We start from the raw sequence: 26303 nt of genomic DNA, 5'->3' as shown, positions 1-26303 counted from the left end.
CAGACACCCAACAGATCCTGCCGACACAACACCCAACTGCCAAGCCCCACAACGAACTTCATTCTGAAACGATCAGTTAGAGTCCCACGCTTCTGCAAGCGGGACCATGTGGTCGATGTCGAGGGCGCTCGCCAAGGTGACCGTCTGGCCGTCGTAGTAGGACAGCCATTTCCCGCCGGTGATCGAGCAGCCTGCCCCGACGGTCGGCGTCTCGATCGCCTCGGCGAGCAGGACCTCCTGGCGGGTGTTGCAGCCGTCGGTGGAGTCGGCGCCGGTTTTCCAGTGCTTGAAGGCCGTGCGGGTGTAGCCGGTGCGGCTTTCGTCGGCGACGGTCAGGGCGGCCAGCGCGTCGGGCAGCAGGACGGGGGCGGCGGCCTGGGCCGGTGCGGGCGCGAGGGCCGGGGTGACGGCGAGGGTGAGCGGCACCAGGCCGCGCAGCAGTTTCTTGATCACGCCCCTGTGCATAGCCGAGCGCCAGTCGCCAGCGTCCGCAGAACTGCGGGCTTTCACCCAGGCGGGTGCCGATCTTCACCGGAAAAACGGTGCTCCTGCCGTCAGGTCTGGGTGTGTCGACATGCACGGGAAATCGAATGGCGCGGTCAAAGGCCCGACCCGTTCCACCTCGCGGAGGTCTTCAGGCTCGAGAGAAGACCGTGACGCGCTACGCGGACTCCGACTGAGCCCTGCTAGAGCAGGCATCTGAGCAACAGCTTCGCTGAAAACTCCTCGACCCGGTACAGCACGCACTGCGCCGCTGACAGCTCCCGGTGCCGGCCGTCGTCCGGGACACGCACGGTGGCCCTCGGGCTCCTGGCGGTGTTCGGCGTCGTGTCGGTCACGCTGTACGGGACGCACGCGGCGCGGGCCCAGGAGCGGCGCCTCGCGACGGCCGCGTAACGGCGCGGGTCACACCTTTCGGGGGACCGCCCGGAATACGTCGCGAATACGTCCCCCGTCCGTGCAACTACCGCTCCCCTTCGCGTGTCTCAACCGGCAGACCATCCCAACCGGAAGGGATGCGAAGGGGAGTTGGGGGACATGAGGGGCAGAATAGGACGTACGGGAGTGCTGCTCGGGCTGACCGGCATGCTGCTCCCGCTCGGCGTGGCGCTCGGGAGCGGCACCGCGCACGCCGCGTCGTGCACCACGTCGACGGGTCCGTACCAGAAGCAGGTCGAGAAGTTCCTCGGCCGCCCGGTCGACGGGCGCCAGTCGGCAACCGACTGCCAGGCGATCCGCGCCTTCCAGGCCAAGCACGGCATCACGCCCACGATCGGTTACGCGGGCCCGATCACCTGGCGCACGATGAACACGATGCTCGCGCAGCGTGCGGCGGGGAACAACCCGAACAAGGCGGGCAAGTGCCCGACCAACAAGGGCCGGATCGCGTGCGTCGACCTGACCCGGCAGCTCAGCTGGATCCAGGACGGCCGGACGCTCAAGTACGGCCCGGTGCCGGTGCGCACCGGCAAGAACGGCACCGAGACCCGCACCGGCGCGAAGAAGATCTACTGGCGCAACATCAACCACTGGTCGACGCTCTACAACGTGCGGATGCCGTACTCCCAGTTCTTCGACGGCGGACAGGCGTTCCACTCCACGACCAAGTCCATGTGGAACCCGCCCGGCTCCGGCGGCTGCGTGAACATGCGCTCCGCCGACGCGAAGGCATACTGGAACCTGTTGAAGAACGGCGACGACGTCTACGTGTACGGGCGCAAGCCCGGCACCTGAGCCCGTCGGTCAGACGGCGGGTGACCTGCTCGGCCAAGGCGAGGAACTCCTGGGCGATGAACGGCTGGTGGGCCTTCGCGGCGGTGTAGGCAGCGGTCAGCGCGACAATGCCCGCCGTGTCCGGAGCGGCGGCCGCGGACCGGGAACCGGTAGTCAGCTGACTGTGTGCCTCCTTCAGCAGGCTCAGGGCCTGCCGGGCGCGGCCGGTGCGGCGCAGCGGGGTCGCGGCCGCCAGCACCGACGCATCGCCCGTGCGGCGCGCCACGGCGCCCGCCCGTTCCGCGTAGGCGCCCGCGTCTCCCGTACGGCCCTGCTTGACGGCCACCTGGGAAGCGAGCACCCATACGCGGGCGGCCCGGGCGGCGGCCGGACCCGCCTCCACGCTGCGCCGCGCGCCGGCCAGCAGCAGCGGCAGCACCTCATCCAGCCGGCCGTAGGCGCCGGCGGCGAACAGCCGGCGGGTCGCGGCGACCTCGCCGGCGGACAACAGGTCGCCGCGGCGCGGGGCGGCCCACACCACCGTCGGCCGGGCAAGGACCACGGCGGCCGTCAGGGCAACCCCCGTACCGAGAAGGCTGCGTCGCTCCATGGGCGCTCCCCGCTCTTCGCTGCCCGGCGGGTGCCGAGCTGGCACGTCCTCTGACGCTACGGCCCTGCTCAAGGCGGCAACAGGCGTACCGCCCGCTGGCCGCGCGCCCCCAGGCCGGTTCCCTGGCGCCACCGGAGGCCGGACAAGAAGCGAGCAGGGCCCGCCGGAGGCCTGCCGTCGAACGGGCAGCGAACGGCACGGGCATGGAGGCAACAAGCCGAACCGGGCCGGGCGCGCCGGTCACACCAGAACCAGACGCCCCTGTGAGTTGTGCTTCAGGTAGGGGCGCATGCTCTGCGGGAGGGGTTCGGTGTCGGGCTCGCCGCGGCGGACGGCGCCCCAGCCGCCCGGCCGCTGGAACTCGCGTCCACGTGCTGGGGCGCCGGCGGTGTGAGTATGCGGTGCGAAGCCGGCGTCGACGTCGCCCACGACGCCTCCGGCGCCGGTGGCGCCACCTCGCGCGCTGACACCGCGCCCGCCCCGACCTCTCCCCCGCCGACGTCGCCCACTGCAACCCGCCGCTTCACGGCAAGCCGTCAGGCACGACAGCGGGGCCAGCGGGGAGCGCTGCCTCCTACTGGGGGCGGCGTCCGGTGACGTCCCCGCCCGGGTCGTCGGGCAGGCGATGCGGGCGGTGATGCGTTTGCCGACCGGCTCCCGCTGGACCTCGAAGCCCTGGGAGACAGCCATGACGATCTCCAATCCGTGCTGCCCGACCCTGCCCGCATCGGCGGCCCGGGCCACCGGCAGCACGGGATCGCTGTCCCACACGACCACTTCCACCACGGCGCCGGATATGCGCAGTTCCATCAGCACCGGCCCGGGAGCGTACTTGCGGGCGTTGGTGACCAGTTCGCTGACCACCAGCTGGGTCAGGTCCATCGCACGCGCGGACACCGGCACGCCGTGCTCGGCCTGGACGCGGGCGAGGAAGTCCACCGCGCGGTGGCGTGCCGCGGCGATGCAGGATCCTTCGCCGTCCAGGGCGACGGTGTCCTGTATGGGAGGGGCGCCAGGCGCCACGCTGTCTTCAGCATCGGGGACTGATTCCGCCGGATCCACCCTTGTTCCCCCGTTCATCCGCCCGCGTATACCCCGGACTTTGCCTCACATGCCGTGAACTCGGTTACGCAGAGGACGAACAGGTGTTCACCGTAGTATCGAGGCAGGCTGCCAACGCACATCGTGTCGGGGCCTGAGCCCCCATCAGCGAGCACAGTCGGTGAAAAACGGTGACGGAGACCCACGGAGCAGCCCGGCCGGCCTGTCGATCGACCACACCGCCGCAGACGGCATCCGGATGGTCACCTTGCTCGGCGAGATCGACCACGCCATCACGGAGGAGCTCACCGAGGCTCTGTTGTCCTACGGCAGCGTGACGCCGCCGCGGACCGTGGTGGACCTCAGCGGCGTGACCTTCATGGACTCCAGCGGCATCAGCGCCCTCATCGCCGCCCACCAGGGCATGAGTGACGCTCAGGGATGCTGCGTATCGCCGGCGCCCAGGCATCAGTGCTGCGGGTCCTTGAGCTCGTGGGCCTGGACCAGGTCATCGGCTGCCCTCCCACCGTCGAACAGGCCCTGGCCCCCTGACCGACGCCGTGCCCGGCCACGACGTTCTACCCGGCTTCCCTGTCCGGAGCATCCTGCTGGCGTGAGCGCCGCTGCACGGCCACATCCAGCTCCCGCCCCACCGGCTCCGGCAGGGGCTGCCCCAGCACCCAGGCGATCACCGTCTCAGCCACGGTGTTCAGCTTGGTGTTGGTGTGCTGGGACACCTCACGCAGTACGTCGAATCCGGCGGCCGGCACGAGCCGGTGGATCGCGGTGAGAACACCGATGGCCTGGTCCACCGTCGCGTGAGAGTCGATGGCGTGCCGCAGCTGCACGTTCTCCTCCTCCAGGCGGGCGTTGGTGGCGTCGTCACGTGTGCCGTCGGGCGAGGGCCGCGGCACGCGGGATGTCGTCATGCTGGTCTCCATGCGGGGGCAAGGCTTCCCTGTACGCCTGCCCCCTACCGAGACAGCGAGGCCAACCTTCTCGCGCCGGGAAGATCACATAGAGAAGGGCCCTTCGCCGCGCCATGGGACGGCGAAGAGGCGCCCCGAGGGCTGTTTACCCAACCCTTGTTCTGCCGATTGGCCGCCGCGTCCGCGCTCACACCTCCACGGGTCGGACAGGCGAGGAACGGGCAGACAAGGCGGGGGCCGCAGCCGACTCGGGGATGACTACGGCACCCGCCCCGCGCACCCTTAGCGCTGCAGGAAGAAATCGCCCGGGGCCGACCGTGCCAGTGCCCCGCCCTCCGGTGACCATTCTGCGCCGACCGGGTGATGCCTGGGCCCGGCAGCGCGCGGCCCTGTCGCGCGCGAGAGTCAGAGGGGCGCCCGATCCCCGATCGCGCCCCACCTCCCCTCCTTTCCTGGCGTCCGGGACGGGCGTGCGTGGCGTAGAGGGGATGGCCCTGCCCCCGAACACTGCCAGGCATGAGGCAGATCAATGACGCGCATGTGGCAAAGCCGGGTCTGGTCGTGGTGGAGGTCGCGGCCGCCGATGATGAGACCGCGTTCGCCGTCCAGGAGTTGCTCGCCGCCCGCTGGGGAATCGCGCCGGCGGACCGTACGACCCGCGAACCCGGCGTACGGCTGCGCTGCTTCCTGGACCTGCGCCAGGAACCCGAAACGGAGCACCAGGCGGGCGAGCCTGACCCGGTGACCGACTGACCTGCCGTGGACGCCGTCAGCGGCAGCATGGTCGGAAGTTCACTCGCACCCGACCACGGGCCCGACCAAGACCGGTCCCGCCATGGCAAGTCACCCGGCGGCCGATGACCTGAGGGGGAAGACATGGCGCGTGACGTGGACGCTGCCGGAGCCGATGCGCTGGCCATCCCCATGCCTGATCCTGCTCTGCGGCCGAGGTGGGCCAGCGAACCGAGTGGGACGGGTTCCGCGCGCTGGTCTCCGTGGACGCGGGCCTGGTGGTGCTCCGTTCGAGGCGCGGCACCGAGATGGCGGCCTCGTTTCCGGAGATCGTGGCCGGGACCGCACAGCTCCCTGACGCCTCCGCGCTGGACGGGTTATGTGACCTGTGGGGGTGTCTCAGCCCCAAGGTGTCTCAGGCGGCGCAGCTCCGATAGACGAGACGTGACGGGCGTCGCGGCCACGTGCCGCAGCGGCCGCTCAGAGGTGGCCGTCCAGGAACTTCCGTACCTCGGCGGTGGTCATAGGCCCCGTGCCGTGCGCCACCGCCTGTCCCTCCTTCAGCAGGACATAGGACGGGGCTCCGGTGATCCCGTATCGCTCGGTTGCGGCCGGACAACGCGTGATGTCGGTGCGGACGGCCGTCAGGCGGCCCGTGTAGTCGTCGGCGATGCCACCCACGACGAGGTCCATCACCCGGCAGGGCTCGATTGCCTTGGGCCATGTCCCGGTGAAGTATGCGAGGACCGGAACTCCGCTCATCCCGAGGATGAAATTGAACTCCGCGTCCTCACGGGGTCGGTGAACCCGCTTCGCCATGGAAGCTCCTGACCTCACGTCCGTTATTCCGTCCTCATCATCCCTCGCGCAGTGTGCCAGGCCGGCCCGGTCGGTAGTCCGGCTGTCCTGTCGGATGGGAGGCACGGGCCGTCGCAGAACCACAGTGGTCCCCGGCGCGAGCGGCTCGGCCCCCGCCCCTGGTGACCCGGCCTGGCCGGCCCGCCGGTCACCCAGCTGCTGCCCGCCGCGCGCCCGTGGGTCAGCTCGTGCCAGGACAGCCTCCACGGCGACATGAAAGCCGTTTTACAGGGCATAGCGGCCCAGATCACCGACCAGATGCTCGATGAGCGCGTCGACGAGCGGGCCGGTGCGCATCGTCCACCGGATCCAGTCAAGCCGTGTCCGCCACCGCGCTTCTCAGAGACAGCGCCCCCGACGGGCTGCCCGAGGCCTTGTCTGGTCTTCACATCAACCCCCGGTCTCAGCTGGCTCATACCGCTCTTCCCCGGGCCGCATGAGCCAGCTGAGCGAGAACGAGGCACGATTCCTGGACCGCTCGCGGACGCGGTCGTGGACGGTCGAAGTACGCGTCAGCTGACTCGAAGGCCGACCGCCAGCGTCAGTTCAAGGACCCGGTGTGGCGATGCGAGATCCGGAAACAGCTCCCGCAGCTGCGACATCCGGTACCGGACTGTCTGGGGATGGACGAACAACGCCGCCGCCACCTCGTCCCGCCTGCCCTGGTGCAGCAGCCACGCCCGCAACGTCTCCTCCAGCCGCCGTGCGGTCGCGACAGGCAAGGTCCGCAACGGTGCGAGGGCTCGGGCACGCAGGTCTGCGAACGCGTCCACGTCGGCGCTCAGCACCAGCTCGGGCAGGTGGTCCTCGGTGTCGCGAATATCAGAGGAGAGGGCGCGCGCGCGTACGGCTCGTGCGTACGAGGCGGACGCACGAGTCCATGGCCGGGCCGGGCCGACCACGGCGGTGCGGTCGGTTAGCTGCCGCAAGAGATGTGATCGGTCGGCATCGGGGACGAGCAGCACACCGGTGGCGTCCGGCAGATCGTCGAGGACGAGGGTGCTCGGGTCGAGCGCGCGGTAGGCAGGTCGGGCCTGGGCTGCAGGCAGCAGGACCGCGGTCAGCGAATCCGGAGGCTGCCACCCGGCCCGTTGAACAGAGGCCAGCAGCACGTCCGGGCTCGCGCCGGCGAGGAGGTCGCGGGCCAGGTGTTCCAGGTGGCGCTCGTGGGCCCTGCCCCGGGCGGCCAGTTCGTCGGCGTGGCCCGCAGCGCTCGCGGCGGAGAGCTCGTCGATGTAGGCGAAGGTCAACTCGGCGAACTTGGCGACCTCGGCGGCGGGCAGACCTGCGGGTACGGCACCCGCTGCCAGGCATCGCCAGGCCACGCGGGCGCCGACGCGGTAGGCGCTGAGTAGGGCGTCCATCGAACGGCCGTCGCGCACCTCGCCGCGGCCCAGCTCGTAGGCTGCGTCACCGGCGTCGCCGCCTGTGGCGTTCCCGCTCGCGAGGTCCAGGTAGTGCCCCAGGGCGGTGCGGACGGCTCGGCGGATGGTGCCGCCCATGCGGCCCGAAAGGGCGTTGGCGTAGGGAGGGACCTCGTCGATGATCGCCTGGACGACCTCGTCGGCGGTGGTCTTCAGCGCGGCCCGAAGGGCGGTGACCGTCGTCTCATCCAGGGCCAGTTCGCTGGCCCTCCGGATTGCATGCCCCATGTTTTGTTCCCTGCGAACAATTCAGCCGACCAGATTTACGTCCTGCGGTCAGGACTTTACGCCTTGAGGCGCAGCAAGCTGGAGTCATGACGAGTGCAGCCCTCCGCAGCAGGGCGTGGAAACTGCTGGAGATGGTCACGACGCCGCTGCTGCCGTCGGACTACCTCGACCTGGTCAGCCCGCTGCGTGCGGGCGCTGACCTGCGTGGGCGCATCGAGGCCGTGCACCCCGAGACGGGTGACGCCGCGACTATCGTGATCAGGCCGGGACGGGGCTGGCGCGGCCACATGGCCGGGCAATATGTGCGGATCGGGGTCGACGTCGACGGGGTGCGCCTGTGGCGTGCCTACTCCATCACCTCGCCGACAAACCGCCAGGACGGCCGTGTCACGATCACCGTGAAGGCGATCCCGGACGGCAAGGTCAGCAACTACCTGGTCCGCAGGGCGAAACCGGGCACGCTGATCCAGCTCGACCAGCCGACCGGTGACTTCGTGCTGTCGCAGGCCAAGCCCGCCAAGGTGCTCTACCTGACGGCCGGCAGCGGCATCACGCCCGTGATGGGCATGCTGCGCGACATCGAGTTCGACGACGTCGTCATGGTCCACTGCGCGCCACAGCCGCAAGACGTGATCTTCCGCAACGAACTGCACGACCTGGTCGCGGACAAGAAGCTGCGGCTCACCGAGGTGCACACCGACACAGACGGCATGCTCGACATCGCCCGTCTCGACGAACTCGTGCCCGACTGGGCCGAGCGCGAGACCTGGGCTTGCGGGCCTGCGGGCCTGCTCGACGCCGCCGAAGAGCACTGGACCGAGCACGGCGTCCAAGAGCGCCTGCACACCGAACGCTTCCGCCCCAGCATCGTCGTCGCCGGCGACGGCGGCGAGGTCACGTTCAGCGCCACCGGCAAGACCGTCGACGCGGACGGCGCCACGCCGTTGCTGGACGTCGGCGAGGAGGCCGGCGTGCTCATGCCCTCCGGGTGCCGCATGGGCATCTGCTTCGGCTGCATCACGCCGCTCAAGGCCGGCGCCATCCGCGACCTGCGCACCGGCGAGATCACCGAGGCCGAGCCGGGCGTCCTCATCCAGACCTGCGTGTCCGCCGCGGCGGGCCCCTGCGACATCGAACGGTAGGAGCACCTTGACCGCCATCGACCCCACCGCCCACCTGACCGCGGAGCAGATCGAGGAGCTCGGCCGCGAGCTGGACGCGATCCGCGACGAGGTGATCGCCAGCCGCGGCGAGAAAGACGCCGCCTACATCCGCAAGGTCATCTCGGCGCAGCGCAAGCTCGAGCTGGTCAGCAGGGGCGTGCTGCTGTTCTCGATCTTCCCGCCCGCGTGGCTGCTCGGCACCGCCGGTCTGTCCGTGGCGAAGATCATGGACAACATGGAGATCGGCCACAACGTCCTGCACGGCCAGTGGGACTGGATGCGGGACCCGAAGATCCACTCCACCACCTGGGAGTGGGATCACGTCTCGCCGTCCGAGCAGTGGAAGCACTCGCACAACGAGCTGCACCACACGTACACCAACGTGATCGGCAAGGACAACGACCTCGGCTACGGCATCATGCGCGTCGACGAGGACCAGAAGTGGCACCCGTTCCACCTCGGCCAGCCGCTGTGGAACTTCATCAACGCCTGCTTCTTCGAGTACGGCATCGCAGCGTACGACCTGGAGCTCGGCAAGAACCTGCACAAGCGCCGCCGCAAGAACCCGGAGTTCCGCGCGCGGGCCAAGGCCGTGGGCCGCAAGATCCGCAAGCAGGTACTCAAGGACTACGTGATCCACCCGCTGCTGTCGGGCCCGTCGTTCCTCACCACGCTCGCCGCCACGTTCACCGCGAACCTGGTCCGCAACATCTGGTCCCACTCGGTGATCATGTGCGGGCACTTCCCCGAGGGCGTACAGGTCTTCGAGCGCCGGTCGATCAAGAGCGAGACGCGCGGCCAGTGGTACCTGCGCCAGATGATGGGCTCGGCCAACATCAGCGGCAGCAAGGCCATGCACTTCATGACCGGCAACCTGTCACACCAGATCGAGCACCACCTGTTCCCGGACCTGCCGAGCAACCGGTACGCCGAGGTCGCGGTGAAGGTGCGCGCGCTGTTCGAAAAGTACGAGCTGGAGTACGTCACCGGGCCGCTGCCCAAGCAGGTGGTCTCCGCGTGGCGCAAGGTCTTCCGGCTCTCACTGCCGAACAAGAAGCCCAAGGCCAAGACGCCGGACCGCGAACAGGAGCTCGTCGCGGCCTGACTCCCGGTATTGGTTCAGATCTTCGGCCGTACCGGCGGCACCACCGGGTTCGGTGAGATCCGTTGCGGACGGTAGGCGACCGCGACATCAGACCGTACGACACGGGATCCGGGGCAGCTCAGTGTCCGGCTGCGCTGCCTGGACGCGCGCCAGGAGCTCCGCACACAGCCCCCGGCGAGGTGTCGGAGTGCGCTGACCTGCCATGGTCAGGCCGGTAGTCGGGTGCGTACGCGCACTCGGTTTGCCGACGGGCGGGCTGGGTGGAAGGCATGGGCTGTGACGCGGACACTGCCGGAACCGATGCTCGCCGCCCCTGTGTCCGACCCGGCGCTGCTGCCGGGGTGGGCGCGTGAGCCGCAACGGGATGGCTAGCCGTGCTCAGCTCGCCGTGTGCGCGGGCGGGCGGGTCCAGGGGCGGCCGTCGACCGTCGGCCGCCCTCTGTCGTTCTGGGCGGCACGCCCCCCGGCCGAGTCCCACGAAGGCCCCTTGAATCCGCCGAGTCGCCGGGGCCTTTCGCAGGGCGGCGTTCCAGCACTGTCAGTGGGGCGGCCGACCGTCGTCATCGTCGGCTGCCACTGTCGCCGCTCCGCCGTCCAGCGGGCCGCTCTCGATCCCCAGCGTGTACGTCGTCACGGTTGATCAACGCCCTGCAGGGACCCGGGGCACCGCCGCTGCACGACCTGGTGGTGCTGGAGCTTTACTGGGCCGGCTGGTGGTCGATGACGGTTTCCTCGCAGGGGCCGTCGGCGAAGGTCTTCAGCGCCTCGAGCTCGAGCTTGTCGACGGCCAGGCCCCAGCGGAGCTTGGTGCCGATCCACTCGCCGATGTAGCGGCAGTACTGGTCGGACGCGGGCGGGAGCCACTCGGCCGGGTCATGGCCGGCCTCCGAACGGTTCGTCCGGGCCGTGACCGCGACGAGCGACGTCGACGAGCCTTGGTCGTTGACGTACGCCTCGCGCTCGGCCGCGGCCCAGCCGGAGGTGCGGTATTCCTCCCTGGCGATGGTGGCTTGCGGTCCGAGTCGGCGTCCCTTACTGGTGGGGCCGCTGCCCGGCCAAGAGTGCCCTGATGGCGTTGCGGTCCGCGGGGAGGCCGACGTCGTCGAACCACGAGGTGACGAGGTGGGTGTATCGCCAGCACACGTCGCGGTCGGCGAGAGCGTCCAGGTAACGGTGCTGGGCCGGAGTGAGCTTGGCACCCTGCTCATAGCCGGAAGGGAACGCCGCGGCGAGGAGCGGTCCCCAGTCTTCGGCGATGGTGAGGTTGCTGCAGAACGGCACGGAGGCCAAGGCGGCCGGCAGGAGTTCCTCGAAGTCATGGGCGCGATCGATGGCCGTGGCCAGCACGGCATGCCGAAGGCGACCTTCAATGCGCGGCAGCGGGTCTGTAGCCCACGGGTCGGCAGCGGTGGGTTCGCGGAACCAGGAGTCGATGGCCGCGGGGTCGAGCAAGGGCGCGGAGGATCGTCCGCGTCGCCTCGGTGTTGCCGGCGCATCCCGGTGACAGAGCGGCGCAGATACGGATTGCGGGGTCGGGGTCGGCGAGCCAGCTGGTGGTGTCCTCGCCCCAGGCGCCAATGGTCAGGAGGGTGACAGCGCGTTCACGTCGGTCGGTGCTCTCGGCAAGCAGCTGCCGGAGTATCTGGGTGGTTCCAGAGACTCGACCAGTCAGCTCGGGAGACTGGAGGAGCGCGGCGGTGGCCCTGAGGGCGGCCTCCCGGACGGTGGGGTCCGGGGCCAGGAGGTGCGGGAGGACGGCGTCGTAGATCGGGCCGCGGACAGCGCGCACCGCCTCGGTGATGCCCGGATCGTTGCCGTCGTCCTCGTCGGTCGTCTCGCCGTAGGCTGCCGCATCCGCGATCCGGCCCAGCCATTCGAGCAAGGCGGCGCGCAGTGGCCGCGGGCGGTCGTCCCAGGCGGTGTAGTTCTCATGGGGGGCCAGAGTGGAGGGGTCGTTCAACGCCGCGGCTACGAACAGGGCGGCCGGCGCCGTCGCACTGTACAAGGAGTCCTGGTGCAGGACGGATATGTCCAACTGCCCCAGCGCTCCCGCTTGAACCTCCGGGTCCTTGTCCAAGAGCTGGAGCAGGCGAAGTGGCGTGTCATGGGCTGCTCCGTAGGCATGCTCCAGCGCAGCCCAGTTGGTGCCCTCGATCACGGAACGCGGATCAGGTAGTTGGTCGGCCACGGGCTGACCGGAGATCGGGAACTCATCCTGGGTCGTCACAGGGAAAGCATCGCCCCTGCCACTGACAAGTCTCGTAGTCGGGGCTCCAAGAGGGCCGTCAGCGAACCCGCCGCTGGCGTACTGCTCCATCGACTGGCAGGGAGCGTCATTCCGAGCGTGCGCTGTTTCGCCGTGCTGGTTCTCGGATCAACAGCCTCAGAGCTGGCGTGTTCGACGTACCTGGCACACTCGCCGGATGACGAACGAGGGTGGAAGTACGGGTCTCGTGGACGTGCGGGCGCTGTTGCTGCGGACCGACTGGAATGCCGTGGAGCACTGCTGCCCCAATGTGGCGCCGATGACGCCGGTGATCCTGCGGCAGTTGCTCGATGACGATCCGCGGGTCCAGGGCGCGGCGGTGCGGGATCTGTACAGCACCGTGACGCACCAGGGGTCCTTCTACAGCGCCACGGCGCCGGCCGCGTTGTTCGTCGCCGCGATCCTGGGCCATCCGCGGACGCTGGCGATGGTCACAAGCCAGAGCCCGTGGGAAGTTGACCAGCACGGCGAGCAGTCGTCCTTGCTGCGGGTGCTTCTGCTCGGCTGGCTCGGGGACACCACCCAGGACACGGACCATCCGCCGGAGTGGCCGCCCGGCGCGCAGGAAGACATCGACGCCTTCCTTGCGACCCGGCCAGCCCTCTACGACGCGGTCCACCCGTTCCTCGGCGACAGTGAGCAGCAGGTCCGCGACGCCGCCCTCTTTGCGCTCCTGCCTCTACTGGCCGACCCGGCACTGGCCCGCCACATCCCCGCCCTGACCGACGCAGTCCATGAACTCGCCGACCGCGACACTCCCTACCGCTGGTACGCCATCGACCGACTCGCCGCCTGGGGCCAGGACACCTCCCGCTACCCCGAGCCCCCACACCCGGACCCGAACCTTTTCGCCGGTCCGGTTGCCCAGGACGCCATCCACGGCGACCACGATCCATGGGCAGGACACCTCGAACCGTGGCCAGACTCTGTATACGACAGCCTCCCGTAGGTGCCGCTGGCGGCCGTGCCCAATCAACCGAGGGCACCTCGCTCGACGTCTCTCTCGCGTCAGCCCGGGCACAGCGACACGCGACGCCCGGATTCCGGCGTGGCAAGGACCCAGGTCGTCGGGGAGTGGACATGGGTGTGGTGAGTTGAGCCTCGGCGATCCGGGTCTCGGAACAGAAGCCCACCGGACTCACCAGCATCCGGATTCTCGGTGATGCTTACGACAGCACCAAGGACTTCCGCTAGCAGCGGCTGAAAGACTGAGGGAAGCACCCCGCATGAATAGCGACCACATCACCGACATCTTGCGGACGGCCGGTTTCACCGTCCCCCGTGAGGGCGTGGAAGAGGCCCGCTCGCGTTCCGGTGCCCGCGTTCTGGGCCGCCGAATCACCGACAGCGGGGCCGAGTCCCTGTGGCGGAGTCTGCTGGCCGCTCGGGAGAGCACGGGCTTCCATCCCCTGCTTTCCTCGATGCCTCCCTCGGTCCTGGTGACCGGACAGCCGACCGAGCCGGACCTTTTCGACGAGCGTGCCGTGACGGCGCCACGGGAGATCGTCGCCGAGATCACGGAGGCGGCCCTCGCTGACTGCCTGAGGTATGCGGAGGACGAAACGGAGGAGGAGCAATGGCAGGCGGACTTCGATCCGGAGCGGCTCGCCCGGGAGATCTCCTCCGAACCGGAGTCCGGCCGGATCACCAGCTTCCGGCCGGACTGGCTGTGCCTGGTCGAGAGCGGGACAGGCTGTTCCGTGCCCGGGCTGCTGCCCGGGTACCCGTACGCGCCGTCCTGGACGCACGGGCCGGAGGGGCGGCCGATGCTCGACTCGGACCACGCGGCCTTCCTCCACACCTGGCACGACCGGTTCGAGGCTGAGCTGTTGTACGTCTCCGACCGGGCGCTCATGCTTGATGTCGCCCGGCCGCCGCAACAGCGACTGGCCGTTGCCGAAGCGGCTATTGAGCAGTTCGCATACTGCCCCGACGGGCAAGACACCACCTCGTGGGCGAACCGCTGGACACGTTCCGGGACCTGGCAGTTCCTCTGGGACTGACAGCAGTGTGCGTTGCCAGGCAAGGTGAGGAGTGCCCGCCGGTTCCAGCCGCCCCCGGCGTAGGTGGTGCGACTGGCCAGAGAGAAGGCGCCGTCGGTGCTGATCTGGCCGGGATACAGGTAGAGAGTGTCGGTGGCCGGGTCGTGACCGAGGAGATCCCCGATGCCGTCGCCATTCTGGTCTCCGACGGCAAGGTTCGTGAAGTCCCGCCAGCCACCGCTACCGATCAAGATCCTGTTGTGCAGGTCGAACGGTTCTGTCTGGTTGCCGGTGCCGTCAGCAGCCGTGTTACCGGTGTAAAACCCAACTGGGCGTTGTCACAAGAGTCGTTGGTGCATGCGGTGGTGATCAGGTCTTGGCCGCCGCAGCGCTCGTCCGCTGATGTTGCTGTCAAAGCGGTTGTGCCCCCACGGCGTCAGCACGCGCCGATGCCGTGGGCATGTGATCGGCTACGTTCCCCCATGTACAGCCGATCAAGCACAGTTCACTCAAGCAGCGATCGCATTCTCGTAGCAATCTCGGCCGCCGCCGCCTTAACTTGTTCCTCATTCAGCGTGTCGGAGGGCGCTTCTCCCTCGCCCGCCCAGTAGTCGTCTGCGATGACGAACAGATCCGACGCCGCCTCATAGTGCTCCTCCGAAGTGTACTGGGAGGGATAGTACTTAAAGAGCGTTTCGTCCCGGCGGGAGTGTTTGGTTCGAACCTCAGGAGTCGCGCCAGTTCGGGGTGGATTCTCGGGTGAGCCTGCGGCTTATGAGGTCGATCATCGCGACGTGGATTATGGCTTCGGAGCGGTGGGAGTGGGTTTCGTAGTCGCGGGCGAGGCGTCGGTGGTGCATGAGCCAGCCGAAGGTCCGCTCGACGACCCAGCGTCGGGGGATGACCTTGAATCCCTTGACGCCGGGGTTGCGTTGGACGACCTCCACGTCGATGCCGAGGCGTGCGCCGTGGTCGATGACCTTGGTTCGATAGCCGGTGTCGGCCCAGGCTTTCGTCACGCGAGGGTTCTCGGCGGCGATGTGGGAGAGCAGGTGGATGCCGCCGGCGTTGTCGGAAACGCTTGCCGCGGTCACCCAGACGGCCAGCAGGAGACCGAGGGCGTCGACACCGAGATGGCGCTTGCGGCCTGCGATCTTCTTGCCGGCGTCGATGCCTCGGCCGGTCGCGGGCACGTTGGCGGATGTCTTGACGCTCTGGGCATCGAGCACGCAGGCACTCGGTTCGGCGCTTCGGCCTTCGGCTTGACGCACCAGGCGACGCAGGAGGCCGTTGAGCTGGTCGAAGATGCCTCCCTTCTGCCAGGCGGCGAAGCAGCCGTAGACCGTTTTCCACGGGGCGAAGTCGTGCGGGAGGTAGCGCCAGGGGATCCCGGTACGGTCGACGTACAGGATGGCGTCCATGATGCGGCGAAGGTCGTGTTCGGGTGGGCGTCCGATGTCCAGGCCCTTGCCTCGTCGCTCGGCCCGCCAGGCTGACAAAGTGGGTTCCAGCAGTTCCCAGCGGGCATCGGACAGGTCACTGGGATAGGGGCGCTGTCGCATCATGTTCCGTTACTACCGTCGGGTGCAGCACTTCCCCAGGGCGCAAACGGCGCCAAGTGGGGGCGCCTTGAGATCAGACGGGAGTGAACTGTTCAAAGCAGACTGGTTCACACTGCCACCTGCCGCATTGGCACACTTCAACCACATCTGCCCCGGCAGCCCCACACCGATCGAGCCCCTAAAACATCACCAAACACTCCCGCCGGGACGAAACGCTCTTTAAGAGCGAGCGAGTGCTGAGCGGCGAAACCAGGTCGACGTAGGTCAGTGCGGTACTCGATCATGCGTTCATGCCCCTGACAGAGACCCTTACCCGAGTCGATGCAGACCTGGCCGCCGGCCGGGTTCCCGTCGCGCGCCAGCGCCTGCGCGGTCTCATCTCGTCCTTCCCGCACGACCTGACGCTCCGCCGTCGTCTGGCAGAGGTGTACCGGCTCTACGGCGACGCCGCCGAGGCTGGACGCTGGATGTACCTCGAAGAGGACCGGAACGCCGACGAGACCGCCGCCTTTGAGGCGCGGTACGGGTCTCGCGGGTGGCGGATGAAGGCCCTCGCCTGGCACGGCCCCGAAGCGAAGGCCGCCACCGCTTTCGCGGAGGAGCAGCTGGTCGCGGTGCGGACCGCCTGCGCCGAGGAGTTGGGGCACCCCGCCGACTGGGACGACCCCGCCTCCTACCGGGACGACCTGGAAGGGGAGTACGAGGCGCCCTCCGAGCCGTGGACGGTCGGCGGTGTGCTGGCGGGCGTCGGCTGCCTGATGGCGGCCCTTGTGTTCCTCGCGATCTGGGTGAATGGACTCGTTGCCCTATTCGACTGACTCAGGTCACCGGGGCCTGTGAGGAGCGCCGCTCAAGGTTCGGTGAGACAGTCCAGAACTGCCGCGAACGGGACCCGGTGGCGAGTGAAATGATCTCGCGGTGTCTGGTGTGATCACGGCTTCGGAGCCGTCCTGGATAGCCCCGTTCACCGGGCTGAGCCCTCGCCTGTTCGGCAAGCTGGTGACCGCACTGCGGCGCGAGGGTGTGGACCCGGTGCGCAAGGGCCGGCCGTGGAGTCTGCCGCTGGAGGACCGGGTCCTGCTGGTCGCCGCGTACTGGCTCACCAACCTGACCCTGCGCCAGCTCGCTCCGCTGTTCGGGGTGTCCAAGTCCGCGGCCGACCGCATCATCGACCACCTCGGACCCGCGCTCGCCCTGCAGCAGCGCAAGCGGTTCCGCAAGGACACCTTCCTGATCGTGGACGGCACCCTGGTGCCCACCCGCGACCACCAGGTCGCCGAGCAGTCGAAGAACTACCGGTACTCCACCAACCACCAGGTCGTCATCGACGCCGACACCCGCCTGGTCGTCGCCGTCGGCCGCCCACTGCCCGGCAACCTCAACGACTGCAAGGCATGGGAGCTGTCCGGCGCCAAGGACGCCGTCGGCCGCACCACGGTCGTCGCCGACGGGAGGGCCCCGCCCGACGGGAGATGCCTGCCCGCCTTCCCGCCCCGGGGGAGCACCACCTGACGTGCGAAAACTGGCTACGGACAGCACACCGCCTACCTCGTCATCTACAACATCACCGACAAGCTCCTCGAACTCCCCCACCGAAGGCACCCCCGGCGCCTGGCGTCCCTACAACGAACTCGCCGGCGTCGGCGTCTACTTCATCCACGTCCGCGTCCTGCCACCCACCACCACCGCCGGCAAAGCCGGCAAAGCCATCCGCGTCACCCTCACCGACGACGGTCGTCGTGGCGTGGGAGGACGGCTCGACCGGCTGGCCGGTGCCCTGTCCGGAGGGGAATCCGTTCGCGCAGCCGGTGTGGGAGCTGCCCCGCCTGCGGCGGGAGGGGTGGGGACATTAGCGGCTGGGCCTCCCTGTGAACCCCTGCCCGGAGGCACCGGATAGGTGAACTGCCGTAGGGGGCAGGGGTGTCGGGTCATAGGTTGTGACCAGGATTCCTCGCTTCGGCTGAAAGACAGACGGTAGACATGACCGACTACGCGACCACGCCTGGACCGGCGGCGCATCAGAAGATCGACACCTCAGTGCCGCACTCGGCCCGTATCTGGAACTACTGGCTGGGCGGGAAGGACAACTACCCGGTCGACGAGCAGGCCGGTGATGCCTACACCGCCGTGTTCCCCGGCATCGTGACCATCGCCCGCAGCAGTCGTGCCTTCCAGCGCCGCAGCATCACGTACTTGGTCGCCGAGGCGGGCATACGCCAGTTCCTCGACGTCGGGACCGGCCTGCCGACCGCCGACAACACCCACGAGGTCGCCCAGCGGATCAACCCAGGGACCCGGATCGCGTACGTCGACAACGACCCGATGGTCCTGGCACACGCCCGAGCCCTGCTCTACTCCACGCCGGAGGGAGCTACAGCCTACGTCGACTCCAACGCGCTCGACCCGGACCGCATCCTCGCGGCCGCCGCCGACACCCTGGACTTCAGCCGACCCACCGCCCTCATCCTCAGCAACATCCTGGGCCACGTCGCCGACTACGATCAGGCGCGCTCCATCGTCACGCGCCTGATGGGAGCGCTGCCCTCCGACAGCTACCTCTCCATCAACGATGGCTCGCGAGGCATCGACCCGGTCTTCGAGCAGGCCCAGAACGCGTATAACGAGAGCGGCGCCGTTCCGTACAACTTGCGCACCGTCGAACGGCTCCAGTACACCCGCCGGCGCCGGCCTGGCGGCCCTCCGGGCCGGCGGACGGGGCGACGTCACGCAGGCACGGCGAGCGGCGGGTGCTCGAGCACGCGGGGCTTGTACTCGACCAGCTGGATGCGGCCGTCGAAGGTGCGGTGCGCGATCATCTCGAGGGCAACGTCCGGATAGCCGTCGTAGATGCGTTCTTCGCCCGTGGCCCCGGTGATCACCGGGAACATCACGACCCGGAAGCGGTCGACGAGTCCGGCTCGTAGCAGGGACCGGCACAGGCTGAGGCTGCCGATCGTGCTGAGGAGCCCCGAGCCACTCGACTTCATGGCGCGGACCGCCTCGACGGCGTCGTCGCGGACGAGCGTGGAGTTGGCCCACGTCAGCGGCTCCTCGAGTGAGGAGGAGAACACCACCTTGGACGCTTGCGTGAGCTCGTCGACGGACGCCTCTTCTTCGGGCCTGAACTCGTCTTGGCCATTCGGGACCTCGCCTGCGGCGAAGCCCGACATCAGGCGGTAGGTGTTCGCTCCCATCAGGTAGGTGGCCTCGGGCTGCTCGCCGAGCCATGCGAGGTACTCCGGGCCCTCGAGGCCCCAGAACCCGGGCCATCCCTCTCCCGATGCGTGGCCGTCGAGGGAGATGATGAAGTCGACGAGAAGCTCCGACATGGCGGTGTCCTTTCCTGGGGTGTCACGAGCTTGGACCGGCCGGGAGTCACAAACTCATCGGCCGCGCTGTGGAGTAGCGAGAAAACCCATGACGCTGCAGCCGATCGGAGCGGCGGAGCGGCACTGCTTCGGAGGGCCGGAGGCCCACATGTTTGCACTCTGCACGCAGTCGGTTAATGATCTCCACGCGATTGAGAACAGCGGTTTGCGTTCTGTCAAAGCCCCAGCTCAGCCCCACCCGCGAACGGCCCACCAGGCTCTACTGGGTGATCGGTAGGCTTCGCTGTCCGACGTCGCGCACCCCGCTGCCCGCTCACCCGCTGCCGTGCCTGCGGGCATGTTTCTCAGAAGGCCACGTCCATCACGGCGTCTGCGCCCGCGACATCGTCACGCCTTTCCTGGCGTCGATGAAGCGTCAAGTGACCGGAACAAGGCTGCCACGGAGGCAGTGGCGTCGGCAGGAGGCGCGGTCGCAGGAGTATGACGGGGCAGTACCGCCGGGGCCCGTCTGGGCGAGGTCGGCGTCCGTTCTTCCTCGGCGTCGAGCAGCGCGGCCAGACGCTCGCGGGTGTCGGTGAAGTTCCATCCGACGACGTCCTCGATGGAGTCGATCTGCTCGGCCACGTTGGCGTCACTACAGCAGGTCGGCGCGACGTCAGTCTCTGTGGTCACGCCCACCGTGGGGCCATCAACTGCGGTTCAAATGAGGCGATTCACCCCGGCGCGCTACGGCCACGGACGTCGGCCATGCCCTTCGCCCGGAGGGCACGGCCGACGGTCCACACGGTGCGCCGGTCAGTCCTCGGACCGCACGGACGTCAGCAGTTCGCGCAGTTCGGCAACCGCCTCACGGAGGTGGCCGGCGAAGGCGTGCATCTGGTCGGCGACCGGCAGCGGGGTGCTCAGGTAGATGTTGAAGCGCTCGGGCAACAGCACGTACGCGACGCCGATGCACCGGCTGCTCGTGGAGCCGAAGCCGAAGAACTGGATGTTGGCCGACGGCGCGGAGCTGGTGCTCAGGTAGTCGTCCCGCATCGTCAGCCAGCCCGGCGTCCGGTAGAGCGAGGGCTGCTCGTCCACCCCGAGCTCCGCCCCCCGGCGGCGCTGGATCAGCTCCAGTTCCCACAGGTGCTGCTCCGGCACCTGGCCTGCCTGGCTCTCCTTCGCACGGGCCACATGCGCGTCGGCGGCGGCACGGAACGCGGAGTACCGGACGCTGGTGTCCGTCGACGGGTCTTCCATCGCGGCGACGAACGAGAGCATCTCAGGGGTGACGACGCGCATCGCCTCCGTCCGCCCGTGCCGGTACTGCCGCGTAGCGATCGATTCGTACGTCGCTCCGAGCCGGCCCTTCGCCCGCTGGTGGGCCAGCTGATAGGCGACCTGGACGAACGCGTCCGGCGACACCCCCAGCGCCTTGGCCGTAGTGCTGCCGAAGTCCTCGAAGGACACGGTGCTGGTCGCGGTGTTCCGCCCGTACGCGGCGAACGCGTCGGCGGCGGCGCGCACCTGCGTGCGCAGCGCGTCGTCGAGCGCGAACACGACCGGCTCCAGTGCGGGCTGTCCCTGGGAGCGGGCCCCGGACCGGCGTGAGAACTCCTCGGCGGGGCTGGTGAGGAGGGCGTCGGTGAAGCTGAGGATGGTGGTGCCGTCCAGCTCGCAGTGCTCGACGTTGATGCCGGCGCGCCCGTCGGCGAAGACGACGAACGACACGGCCTTGTCGAACCACCGGTTGCCGCGGTCGCCGTACAGCAACTGGTCGCAGGCGTCCTGGACGCTCTCCGGTGCGAAGTCCTCCAGACAGACGCAGAACAGTGCGGTCTCGACGGTGTCGAGCGCGTCGGCGTTACCGGGGTGGCAGGCGATGAGAGAGGCTCGGGCGGCGGCCCACTCGGCGCGGGCCATGGTGGTCAGGTGCCCCACCGAGGTGCCCTCGCCGGCCGGCTCGTCGCCCGCCCTCATCACCGCGCGCAGTCCCGCCTCGAGTTCGTCCAGGGCGTGCGGGACGCCGTCGGGACCGATGACGTCGAGCCGGAACATCCGGCCACGGAAGAACACCACGATATGACGGGCGTCGGACGGGCCGGGCCAGGCGTCGGTGTACGGGGCGCGGACGGTGTCCTGCTGTGCGCCGGGGATTCTGGTGGTGGAGAACAGGAACTTGTTCTGCACCATGGACTGGGGTGCCCCGCGCTGCACCACCGGCGCGATGAGCCCGTCGTCGAGCTGCCGCTTGTGGTCGAGGGCCCCGGCGATGAGCCCGGCAGCCCGCTCCACCTGGGGGCGGCCCGTGTCCCTGAACAAGAAGAAGAAGTTGGCGTTCAGAGCGATCCGGTCCCGGCGGCCCAGGTAACGGTAGGGCCAGAAGGTGTCGAGCCAGCTGTGCACACCCTCCGTGGCGTCGTACTCCTCCAGCGCCGCGTGCAGGACCCGGCCGGGGCCCCCGGGTCGCAGGAAGGCGGCCACCTCCGCCTCGGTCGCCGCCCGTTCGTCCGGCGTCAGCAGCGGCGCGCACCAGGCGAGGAATCTCTCGCAGCTGGCTTCCAGGGTGGGCAGCGGTACCCGCGGCAGGTCGGCCTCCCGGGCGAAGGTCGCGTTCACCGCTGCATCCTGACTGGTTTTCAATTCTGGTCTCGATTCGGATCGTCGGTACCTGGGGTGTCGTACGGGCGGGAAGGATGAGCTGTGCGTAGAGCCAGCCTTCCGCTTCGAGGCCCCTCGCATCCACTCCGGCGGCCGACATGCTCGCGAGCACGAGCGCCTGTTCCTGCGGTGAGGCGAAACGGCGCTGCTTGAACACGTCGTCGACGCGGACGGTGCGGTAGCCCAGTCCTGCCAGCGCCTGCTCCACGGGGTCGAAGGGGAACATCCGCAGCACGAAATGGGCCATCCAGGGCCGTCGCGGGCCCTGCGCCTCGACGATCCGTACGAGTGTCCGCTCGGTGACGTAGCCGAGGCAGCCGGTCGAGATCACCAGGTCCGCCCCGGCGAGCTGGGCGCGTTGTCGCGGCGTGGGCTCGTTCGCCTCCAGGTCGGCGTGCACCGCGTCGTCGAGGAACCCGGCCTCGTGCGCGTAGGACAGTGCTTGGTGGGAGGTGTCGAGGCCGGTGAAGCGGATGCGCTGGGCCGGCCGGCGCGAGCGGGACAGCTCACGGTCGCGGACGAGCAGGGCTTCGCGGCTCTCCCCGTCGAGGTCCTCGTCGTCGTAGCGGGCGTAGAGCTCGTCCATGGTCACGTCGTACTTGAGCAGTGCGGCGTTGATTCCGTACGAGCAGCCGATGTCCACGATGTGGGGCACAGTGACGTGCCGGGCCAGCCGGTACTCCTTCACGAGTTTCGCGAAGTAGGGCTTCGCCTGCTGTGGAACGCAGTAGCCGAGTGGGCGCAGCAATCGGAAGTAGGCCCGGGGATCGGGCTGGGTGTAGATGTGGTCGAGCGTGACTTTCCCGGTCGCGTCGAAACGCACAGGGCTTGCTCCTCGTCGATCGCAGAGTGGGGGCGGCGGCAGTGCCGGTCGGCGGGTCGGTCAGTCCAGCAGCGCGTCGCCCCGCACGGCCCGGCCCTCGGCCGCCAGATGCTCGGGCAGTACGCGGCCGAAGAGCTGCCGGGTGCGGGCCACGCTGCCGACGACGCCGGGGCGCTCGCTGTAGGCGAAGATCGCGGAGTGGCGTGCGACGCCGCCCCGGACGGGGCTGACCCGGTGCAGCGAGTAGCGGCCCTTGAACAGTTGCAGGTCACCCGGTTGCAGGGGGAGGCTGCGGACGAGTGCCCCGCCCCGGCCTTCGAGCACGTCCCGGACCTTGTCGAAGCTCTCGTCGTGCGCGGACCGGATGCCCGGGCAGTACTCGAAGTCACCGCCGGTCTCGGCCTGTTGGGTGAGCATGCTGACCGTGTACTCGTTGGTGTCGAAGTGCCAGGGGTGTTCCCTGCCCGGCTCGACGACGTTGAGGACGAGCCCGGAGAGCGGGTCCGCGAGTTCGTAGAGCTCGGGAAGTCCGAAGCACAGTGCGACGAACCGGCGGAACAGTTCGTCGGAGTAGAGGCGGCCGATGACGGCGTCGTCGGGGATGCGGTCCCGGGCGACGAAGGCGTTGCCGCGCTCGAAGGTCTTCCGGCCCGGGTGGTCGTCCGGCAGTTCCGCGTCCACCGCGATGTTGTAGACGTTGACCGTCTCGGTGTCGAAGTGTGCCCGGGGCGCGATGGCCGAGCACTCGCGGCTCAGCGTCTCGCGCAGTGACGGTCGGATGAAGTCGGGCAGTACGGTGCAGCCGAGGGCTGCCAGTTCACGCCGGGCACGGAACACCACGGCGCGGCCCTCGGCGCTGTCGAGTGCTGACAGCGGGTAGCGGGCGGTGTCGACGACCTGGTCCAGTGTCGGGGCTTCCAAGGAGCTCACTCGATCCTCTCCACGTGCGGGCAGACCTTTCCGAGGCGTCCTGTCCCCATCTCGGCTCTTCAGTAACTGGACTGACCAGTAACTGAGTTGAAGCTCCCACAGCACCGTCGGATTGTCTGTGACACGCCCCACTGGACCCAGGGGTGTCATGTGCGGAGCGTTGGTCCTCCCGCGAGGTGCCGGCGCACAGCAGGAGCACCGCACCGGCAGCTCGGACGTCGAGGGGAAGACAGGGTCTGTCAGGCACTGGTGGGATCGGGTCGTAAGCTTCCGCCGTGAACGACGACACCACACACGGCATACGGATCCGACCGGGCAGCGTGGCCGACGCGCCGGCCATCCTGGACATGCTCGACTCCGCGGTTGCCTGGATGAACGCACGCGGCAACACGGAGCAGTGGGGGACGACACCGTATTCACGGATTCCCGGTGGGGTGGCGCGCGTCGAGCGGTACACGACCGAGAACGCCCCGTACATCGCGGAGTTGGACGGGACGCCGGTCGGAGCCCTGGTGCTGGACTCCGGGCCCAGCCCGCAGATGCCGATCGCGCCGGCCGAGGAGCCCGAGCGGTACGTCCGGCTGCTGGTCTCCGACCGACGGCACGCCGGTCTCGGTATCGGAGCGGCGCTGCTGTCCCATGCCGCCGACGAGACCCGGCGGGCCGGCGTGGAACTGCTGCGGGTCGACTGCTGGGCAGGCGGCGGGGGCGAACTGGTCGCCTTCTACGAGCGCAACGGCTTCACCCCCACCGACCGCTTCCTGTCCAAAACATGGCCGGGACAGGTGCTGGCCCAGCGGGTCCGCTGACCGTCCGGCACAGCACCGGCGGCCGACAACGGCAGCGCGCCCCTGCCGACGGGACCGCCCGGCCGTCGGACCAGGCCGGCGCGGTCACCGCCGAGCCCCTCGTCGGGTTCCCAGAGTCTGCACCCACCAGGGGCCGCCCGACCCGAGTTCGACTCCCACGCCCATGTCCACGAAACGGCAGTCCAGGATGCTTTCGCGGTGCCCGGGGCTGCGCATCCAGTCGGCCACCACCGCCGAGGGGTCTTCGGGGCCGCGGTGGATGTTCTCGGCCCATCGACTCCACTTGTAGCCGGCGGCGGTCATACGCTTTCCGCCGTCGCTGCCGTCCGGGCCGACATGGGCGTAGTAGCCGCGGGCTGCCATGTCCTCGGCGTGGACACCAGCGGCACGTTCCAACCGCGGGTCGACAGTCAGCCGGGGGCAACCCGCCTTGTCGCGTTCCGCGTTCACCAGGGCGGCGATCCGCGCCGTCCCGCTGCCGAGGGCCCGCCCGGTTGCGGGCGGAAGCGGGGCCGCGGAGCTGCTGCGGCCACGGCCGACCTCGCCGGGACCGGTGGTACCGGCCGTGTCCGGCCCTCCCGTTCCGGCCGACACCATGAACGCCGCCGCGGCCACGGCGGCGAGCAGGGCGGCGCCGGCCGCCAGAGCCAGGAGGACGCGGAGCAAGCGTGGTCGGCCTGCCTGCGGGCGGAATTCCATGGGCGCTTCTCCTTCCACGGCATTGCCTGCCGTCGATGCGACGGCCGGAAGCCCACTCCCGCGCAGGACGCGGGAGCACGCCACCCGGAGCAGGGCCTGGAGCAGGATCAGAACCCCGGTGCGGGCCTCTGGAGCAGGACACCGGAGGACGACCTACAGGGACGTCGCAGCGGCGAGGGTTTCACATGGAGGCCGGGCTGTCCGGCTCCACGCGCCTGTGTTGGGCACATCGGGGGATGTACCGGCCGTCGTCGAACTGCGCCGGTCACAGCGGGTGACGCTTCGGGATGCGGTTGCCGCCCTGCGCTGGTTCGCTGGTCGGGCCCGCTCTTCCGAGTTACCGCAAGGAGCGATGATCATGAGCGTTGCAGGTGAGTCCGGCGGCCGTGCCCGTCAGATGCGCGAGAAGGCGCAGGAGCTGAAGCAGGCCGCGGAGCGCGCGTCGGATCCCCAGGAGCGTCAGCGCCTGGAGGAGAAGGCCAAGCGGCTGCAGTCGCAGAGCGAGCAGGAAAGCAGCATGGGCGGCGGCGACATCTACCCGCCGCAGTAGTCGACACGGCAGTCCGCCTCGACGCTGCCCGGCCAGGCCGGTCCTTCACGGACCGTCCGGCCGGGCAGAGTCATGTGATCCGACCGCGAGGACACCGGGGCAGGAATGACGGCAAATACAGCCGCGGGTCCCCGTGTTGTCGTGAGGAAAGGGGCGGCACGGTCCGGTCGCCGTCGTACCCGGGCCGGCCCCCGCCCCCGTGGTGCGGGGGCCGGCCCAGGGTAGGGCGGACGGGTGGACCGCGGCCCGTGTGCGGGTGTTCGGGCCCGCCGAGGGTCAGTAGAGCTTGGCGACAGCGACGGCCGTCGTCTTCTTGAACCCCTCCAGCGGCGCCCCGTCGAGGTCGCCCAGCTGGCCCCACTCGACGACGGTCACCGCGCGGCCGTCACGGCCGACCGAGAACAGGGCGATGTCCGTGGAGCCGACGTCGGGGTGGGAGGTGTCGATGCTGTAGACGTGTGCGCCTTCCTCGACGTCGATGCCGCCGTGGTAGAAGGCCTCCCCCTCGAGTCCGGGGTCTTGTGCCTTCAAGCGGTCCAGGCAGGTCTCGATCGAGGAGCGGAGCTTGTCGGCGAGCGCCTTCGCCTTGGCGGTGGTGGACGCGACGGTGGTCGTCTGGCGGGCAGTGGTGTCCAGCTCCGTCCGGAAGTCGCGGTACCGGGTCGAGGACTTCGGCGTGACGCCCGCCGTGCACATCGAGCTCACCTCCGGCAGTCCGTTGCGGACCGGGTCGGCCTGCCAGGGAGTGCTGGAGGCGGGCAGTTGCGCGGCCGAGAGGAAGGCCGGCAGCGGGGCGGCCGCGGCGCCGGCCGTGGTGAGCGGGACGGCGGCCATGGCCATGGCCGTCGCGGTGACGGCGGCGGAGCGGATGCGGTTCATGGATGTTCTTCCCCCAGTCGTTCTGTGG

The 26303-nt window shown here is 69.2% G+C and carries 24 protein-coding genes and 4 pseudogenes; 14 read left to right on the top strand and 14 right to left on the bottom strand.

Annotated features, from left to right (window positions below; genetic code table 11):
• Nucleotides 1-72: 72 nt before the first annotated feature.
• Nucleotides 73-453: a hypothetical protein gene (locus tag ACTMTU_RS28535; protein WP_441266322.1), complete on the bottom strand. Its 381-nt coding sequence runs from the start codon at nucleotides 451-453 to the stop codon at nucleotides 73-75.
• 633 nt (nucleotides 454-1086) lie between these two features.
• On the opposite strand from ACTMTU_RS28535, the gene ACTMTU_RS28530 reads away from it, so the two are divergent.
• Nucleotides 1087-1734 carry a L,D-transpeptidase family protein gene (locus ACTMTU_RS28530; RefSeq protein WP_189477121.1) on the top strand — a complete coding sequence of 216 codons (648 nt, stop codon included), beginning with the start codon at nucleotides 1087-1089 and terminating at the stop codon, nucleotides 1732-1734.
• Between the two features lie 1163 nt (nucleotides 1735-2897).
• Here the strand turns inward: ACTMTU_RS28530 and ACTMTU_RS28525 are convergent.
• Nucleotides 2898-3403 (bottom strand): annotated as a pseudogene (locus ACTMTU_RS28525) (ATP-binding protein).
• Between the two features lie 220 nt (nucleotides 3404-3623).
• Here ACTMTU_RS28525 and ACTMTU_RS28520 point away from each other — a divergent pair.
• A pseudogene (locus tag ACTMTU_RS28520) lies at nucleotides 3624-3731 on the top strand (anti-sigma factor antagonist); the annotation flags it as partial.
• A gap of 211 nt (nucleotides 3732-3942) precedes the next feature.
• On the opposite strand, the gene ACTMTU_RS28515 reads toward ACTMTU_RS28520, so the two are convergent.
• The gene (locus ACTMTU_RS28515) at nucleotides 3943-4293 is read right to left on the bottom strand and encodes an ANTAR domain-containing protein (protein WP_441266321.1); all 351 of its coding nucleotides are present in this window, start codon (nucleotides 4291-4293) and stop codon (nucleotides 3943-3945) included.
• A 516-nt stretch (nucleotides 4294-4809) separates the two neighbouring features.
• On the opposite strand from ACTMTU_RS28515, the gene ACTMTU_RS28510 reads away from it, so the two are divergent.
• Entirely contained in the window at nucleotides 4810-5046 is a 237-nt protein-coding gene (locus ACTMTU_RS28510) for a DUF6207 family protein (RefSeq protein ID WP_441266320.1), read from the top strand.
• A gap of 197 nt (nucleotides 5047-5243) precedes the next feature.
• Complete coding sequence (locus ACTMTU_RS28505) at nucleotides 5244-5462, top strand: hypothetical protein (protein ID WP_441266319.1); 219 nt, start codon at nucleotides 5244-5246, stop codon at nucleotides 5460-5462.
• A gap of 43 nt (nucleotides 5463-5505) precedes the next feature.
• Here ACTMTU_RS28505 and ACTMTU_RS28500 read toward each other — a convergent pair whose 3' ends face one another.
• Together ACTMTU_RS28500 and ACTMTU_RS28495 are read right to left on the bottom strand one after the other, a co-directional pair.
• Nucleotides 5506-5844 carry a thioredoxin family protein gene (locus ACTMTU_RS28500; protein ID WP_441266318.1) on the bottom strand — a complete coding sequence of 113 codons (339 nt, stop codon included), beginning with the start codon at nucleotides 5842-5844 and terminating at the stop codon, nucleotides 5506-5508.
• A gap of 551 nt (nucleotides 5845-6395) precedes the next feature.
• Nucleotides 6396-7535, bottom strand: a complete 1140-nt coding sequence (locus ACTMTU_RS28495) for a PucR family transcriptional regulator (RefSeq protein WP_441266317.1) — start codon at nucleotides 7533-7535, stop codon at nucleotides 6396-6398.
• 86 nt (nucleotides 7536-7621) lie between these two features.
• Here ACTMTU_RS28495 and ACTMTU_RS28490 point away from each other — a divergent pair, with 86 nt between their 5' ends.
• From ACTMTU_RS28490 to ACTMTU_RS28480, 3 genes and pseudogenes are all read left to right on the top strand, one after another.
• Nucleotides 7622-8677, top strand: coding sequence for a ferredoxin reductase (locus ACTMTU_RS28490; protein WP_441266316.1), 1056 nt, complete (start codon nucleotides 7622-7624; stop codon nucleotides 8675-8677).
• Between the two features lie 7 nt (nucleotides 8678-8684).
• Nucleotides 8685-9803 carry a fatty acid desaturase family protein gene (locus ACTMTU_RS28485; protein WP_441266315.1) on the top strand — a complete coding sequence of 373 codons (1119 nt, stop codon included), beginning with the start codon at nucleotides 8685-8687 and terminating at the stop codon, nucleotides 9801-9803.
• A gap of 87 nt (nucleotides 9804-9890) precedes the next feature.
• Nucleotides 9891-10175: pseudogene (locus ACTMTU_RS28480) on the top strand (hypothetical protein); the annotation flags it as partial.
• A gap of 660 nt (nucleotides 10176-10835) precedes the next feature.
• Here the strand turns inward: ACTMTU_RS28480 and ACTMTU_RS28475 are convergent.
• Both ACTMTU_RS28475 and ACTMTU_RS28470 read right to left on the bottom strand, forming a co-directional pair.
• Nucleotides 10836-11150 (bottom strand): hypothetical protein, encoded by a 315-nt coding sequence (locus tag ACTMTU_RS28475; protein ID WP_441266314.1) that lies wholly within the window; start codon nucleotides 11148-11150, stop codon nucleotides 10836-10838.
• Between the two features lie 19 nt (nucleotides 11151-11169).
• Nucleotides 11170-12030 carry a hypothetical protein gene (locus ACTMTU_RS28470; RefSeq protein WP_441266313.1) on the bottom strand — a complete coding sequence of 287 codons (861 nt, stop codon included), beginning with the start codon at nucleotides 12028-12030 and terminating at the stop codon, nucleotides 11170-11172.
• A gap of 196 nt (nucleotides 12031-12226) precedes the next feature.
• Between ACTMTU_RS28470 and ACTMTU_RS28465 the strand changes: the two genes are divergently transcribed.
• Together ACTMTU_RS28465 and ACTMTU_RS28460 are read left to right on the top strand one after the other, a co-directional pair.
• Entirely contained in the window at nucleotides 12227-13018 is a 792-nt protein-coding gene (locus ACTMTU_RS28465) for a hypothetical protein (protein WP_441266312.1), read from the top strand.
• Nucleotides 13019-13295: 277 nt separating this feature from the next.
• A complete protein-coding gene (locus ACTMTU_RS28460) occupies nucleotides 13296-14072 on the top strand; it encodes a DUF4253 domain-containing protein (protein WP_441266311.1) in 777 nt (258 codons plus the stop codon).
• A 704-nt stretch (nucleotides 14073-14776) separates the two neighbouring features.
• Here the strand turns inward: ACTMTU_RS28460 and ACTMTU_RS28455 are convergent.
• Nucleotides 14777-15616 carry an IS5 family transposase gene (locus ACTMTU_RS28455; RefSeq protein WP_441266310.1) on the bottom strand — a complete coding sequence of 280 codons (840 nt, stop codon included), beginning with the start codon at nucleotides 15614-15616 and terminating at the stop codon, nucleotides 14777-14779.
• 287 nt (nucleotides 15617-15903) lie between these two features.
• Here ACTMTU_RS28455 and ACTMTU_RS28450 point away from each other — a divergent pair, with 287 nt between their 5' ends.
• The 3 genes and pseudogenes from ACTMTU_RS28450 to ACTMTU_RS28440 all read left to right on the top strand — a co-directional run bounded on the left by ACTMTU_RS28450 (nucleotide 15904) and on the right by ACTMTU_RS28440 (nucleotide 18451).
• A complete protein-coding gene (locus tag ACTMTU_RS28450) occupies nucleotides 15904-16431 on the top strand; it encodes a DUF6584 family protein (protein WP_441266309.1) in 528 nt (175 codons plus the stop codon).
• Nucleotides 16432-16531: 100 nt separating this feature from the next.
• Nucleotides 16532-17119 (top strand): annotated as a pseudogene (locus tag ACTMTU_RS28445) (transposase family protein); the annotation flags it as partial.
• Between the two features lie 474 nt (nucleotides 17120-17593).
• Nucleotides 17594-18451, top strand: coding sequence for an SAM-dependent methyltransferase (locus ACTMTU_RS28440; protein WP_441266308.1), 858 nt, complete (start codon nucleotides 17594-17596; stop codon nucleotides 18449-18451).
• Here the strand turns inward: ACTMTU_RS28440 and ACTMTU_RS28435 are convergent.
• The 4 genes from ACTMTU_RS28435 to ACTMTU_RS28420 form a co-directional block, all read right to left on the bottom strand.
• Entirely contained in the window at nucleotides 18337-18942 is a 606-nt protein-coding gene (locus ACTMTU_RS28435) for a dihydrofolate reductase family protein (protein ID WP_441266307.1), read from the bottom strand. The two genes, ACTMTU_RS28440 and ACTMTU_RS28435, sit on opposite strands and share 115 nt — an antisense overlap.
• A gap of 387 nt (nucleotides 18943-19329) precedes the next feature.
• The gene (locus ACTMTU_RS28430; protein WP_441266306.1) at nucleotides 19330-19614 is read right to left on the bottom strand and encodes a hypothetical protein; all 285 of its coding nucleotides are present in this window, start codon (nucleotides 19612-19614) and stop codon (nucleotides 19330-19332) included.
• 123 nt (nucleotides 19615-19737) lie between these two features.
• The gene (locus tag ACTMTU_RS28425; protein WP_441266305.1) at nucleotides 19738-21543 is read right to left on the bottom strand and encodes a choline/carnitine O-acyltransferase; all 1806 of its coding nucleotides are present in this window, start codon (nucleotides 21541-21543) and stop codon (nucleotides 19738-19740) included.
• 925 nt (nucleotides 21544-22468) lie between these two features.
• Nucleotides 22469-23338 (bottom strand): HalD/BesD family halogenase, encoded by an 870-nt coding sequence (locus ACTMTU_RS28420; RefSeq protein ID WP_441266304.1) that lies wholly within the window; start codon nucleotides 23336-23338, stop codon nucleotides 22469-22471.
• A 275-nt stretch (nucleotides 23339-23613) separates the two neighbouring features.
• Between ACTMTU_RS28420 and ACTMTU_RS28415 the strand changes: the two genes are divergently transcribed.
• Nucleotides 23614-24147 carry a GNAT family N-acetyltransferase gene (locus tag ACTMTU_RS28415; protein ID WP_441266303.1) on the top strand — a complete coding sequence of 178 codons (534 nt, stop codon included), beginning with the start codon at nucleotides 23614-23616 and terminating at the stop codon, nucleotides 24145-24147.
• Nucleotides 24148-24231: 84 nt separating this feature from the next.
• Here the strand turns inward: ACTMTU_RS28415 and ACTMTU_RS28410 are convergent, their stop codons facing one another.
• The gene (locus tag ACTMTU_RS28410) at nucleotides 24232-24846 is read right to left on the bottom strand and encodes a CAP domain-containing protein (RefSeq protein WP_441266302.1); all 615 of its coding nucleotides are present in this window, start codon (nucleotides 24844-24846) and stop codon (nucleotides 24232-24234) included.
• Nucleotides 24847-25204: 358 nt separating this feature from the next.
• Between ACTMTU_RS28410 and ACTMTU_RS28405 the strand changes: the two genes are divergently transcribed.
• Nucleotides 25205-25396: a DUF6381 family protein gene (locus ACTMTU_RS28405; RefSeq protein ID WP_364595758.1), complete on the top strand. Its 192-nt coding sequence runs from the start codon at nucleotides 25205-25207 to the stop codon at nucleotides 25394-25396.
• Nucleotides 25397-25672: 276 nt separating this feature from the next.
• On the opposite strand, the gene ACTMTU_RS28400 is transcribed toward ACTMTU_RS28405, so the two are convergent.
• A complete protein-coding gene (locus tag ACTMTU_RS28400; protein ID WP_441266301.1) occupies nucleotides 25673-26275 on the bottom strand; it encodes a hypothetical protein in 603 nt (200 codons plus the stop codon).
• Between the last annotated feature and the right edge of the window lie 28 nt (nucleotides 26276-26303).

This window comes from Streptomyces sp. OZ13 (assembly GCF_052068155.1).
Classification (GTDB): Bacteria; Actinomycetota; Actinomycetes; order Streptomycetales; family Streptomycetaceae; genus Streptomyces.
Note: the sequence above shows the minus strand (reverse complement) of the source record. Positions and strands in the feature narration are given on the sequence as shown.

What these genes read in the sequence shown, in the direction of transcription:
- ACTMTU_RS28410 (WP_441266302.1), bottom strand. Translation starts at nt 24,846, where the DNA reads ATGGAATTCCGCCCGCAGGCAGGCCGACCACGCTTGCTCCGCGTCCTC.
- ACTMTU_RS28510 (WP_441266320.1), top strand. Translation starts at nt 4,810, where the DNA reads ATGAGGCAGATCAATGACGCGCATGTGGCAAAGCCGGGTCTGGTCGTG.
- ACTMTU_RS28405 (WP_364595758.1), top strand. Translation starts at nt 25,205, where the DNA reads ATGAGCGTTGCAGGTGAGTCCGGCGGCCGTGCCCGTCAGATGCGCGAG.
- ACTMTU_RS28465 (WP_441266312.1), top strand. Translation starts at nt 12,227, where the DNA reads ATGACGAACGAGGGTGGAAGTACGGGTCTCGTGGACGTGCGGGCGCTG.
- ACTMTU_RS28495 (WP_441266317.1), bottom strand. Translation starts at nt 7,535, where the DNA reads ATGGGGCATGCAATCCGGAGGGCCAGCGAACTGGCCCTGGATGAGACG.
- ACTMTU_RS28515 (WP_441266321.1), bottom strand. Translation starts at nt 4,293, where the DNA reads ATGACGACATCCCGCGTGCCGCGGCCCTCGCCCGACGGCACACGTGAC.
- ACTMTU_RS28530 (WP_189477121.1), top strand. Translation starts at nt 1,087, where the DNA reads ATGCTGCTCCCGCTCGGCGTGGCGCTCGGGAGCGGCACCGCGCACGCC.
- ACTMTU_RS28400 (WP_441266301.1), bottom strand. Translation starts at nt 26,275, where the DNA reads ATGAACCGCATCCGCTCCGCCGCCGTCACCGCGACGGCCATGGCCATG.
- ACTMTU_RS28440 (WP_441266308.1), top strand. Translation starts at nt 17,594, where the DNA reads ATGACCGACTACGCGACCACGCCTGGACCGGCGGCGCATCAGAAGATC.
- ACTMTU_RS28490 (WP_441266316.1), top strand. Translation starts at nt 7,622, where the DNA reads ATGACGAGTGCAGCCCTCCGCAGCAGGGCGTGGAAACTGCTGGAGATG.
- ACTMTU_RS28450 (WP_441266309.1), top strand. Translation starts at nt 15,904, where the DNA reads ATGCCCCTGACAGAGACCCTTACCCGAGTCGATGCAGACCTGGCCGCC.
- ACTMTU_RS28460 (WP_441266311.1), top strand. Translation starts at nt 13,296, where the DNA reads ATGAATAGCGACCACATCACCGACATCTTGCGGACGGCCGGTTTCACC.
- ACTMTU_RS28455 (WP_441266310.1), bottom strand. Translation starts at nt 15,616, where the DNA reads ATGATGCGACAGCGCCCCTATCCCAGTGACCTGTCCGATGCCCGCTGG.
- ACTMTU_RS28435 (WP_441266307.1), bottom strand. Translation starts at nt 18,942, where the DNA reads ATGTCGGAGCTTCTCGTCGACTTCATCATCTCCCTCGACGGCCACGCA.
- ACTMTU_RS28500 (WP_441266318.1), bottom strand. Translation starts at nt 5,844, where the DNA reads ATGGCGAAGCGGGTTCACCGACCCCGTGAGGACGCGGAGTTCAATTTC.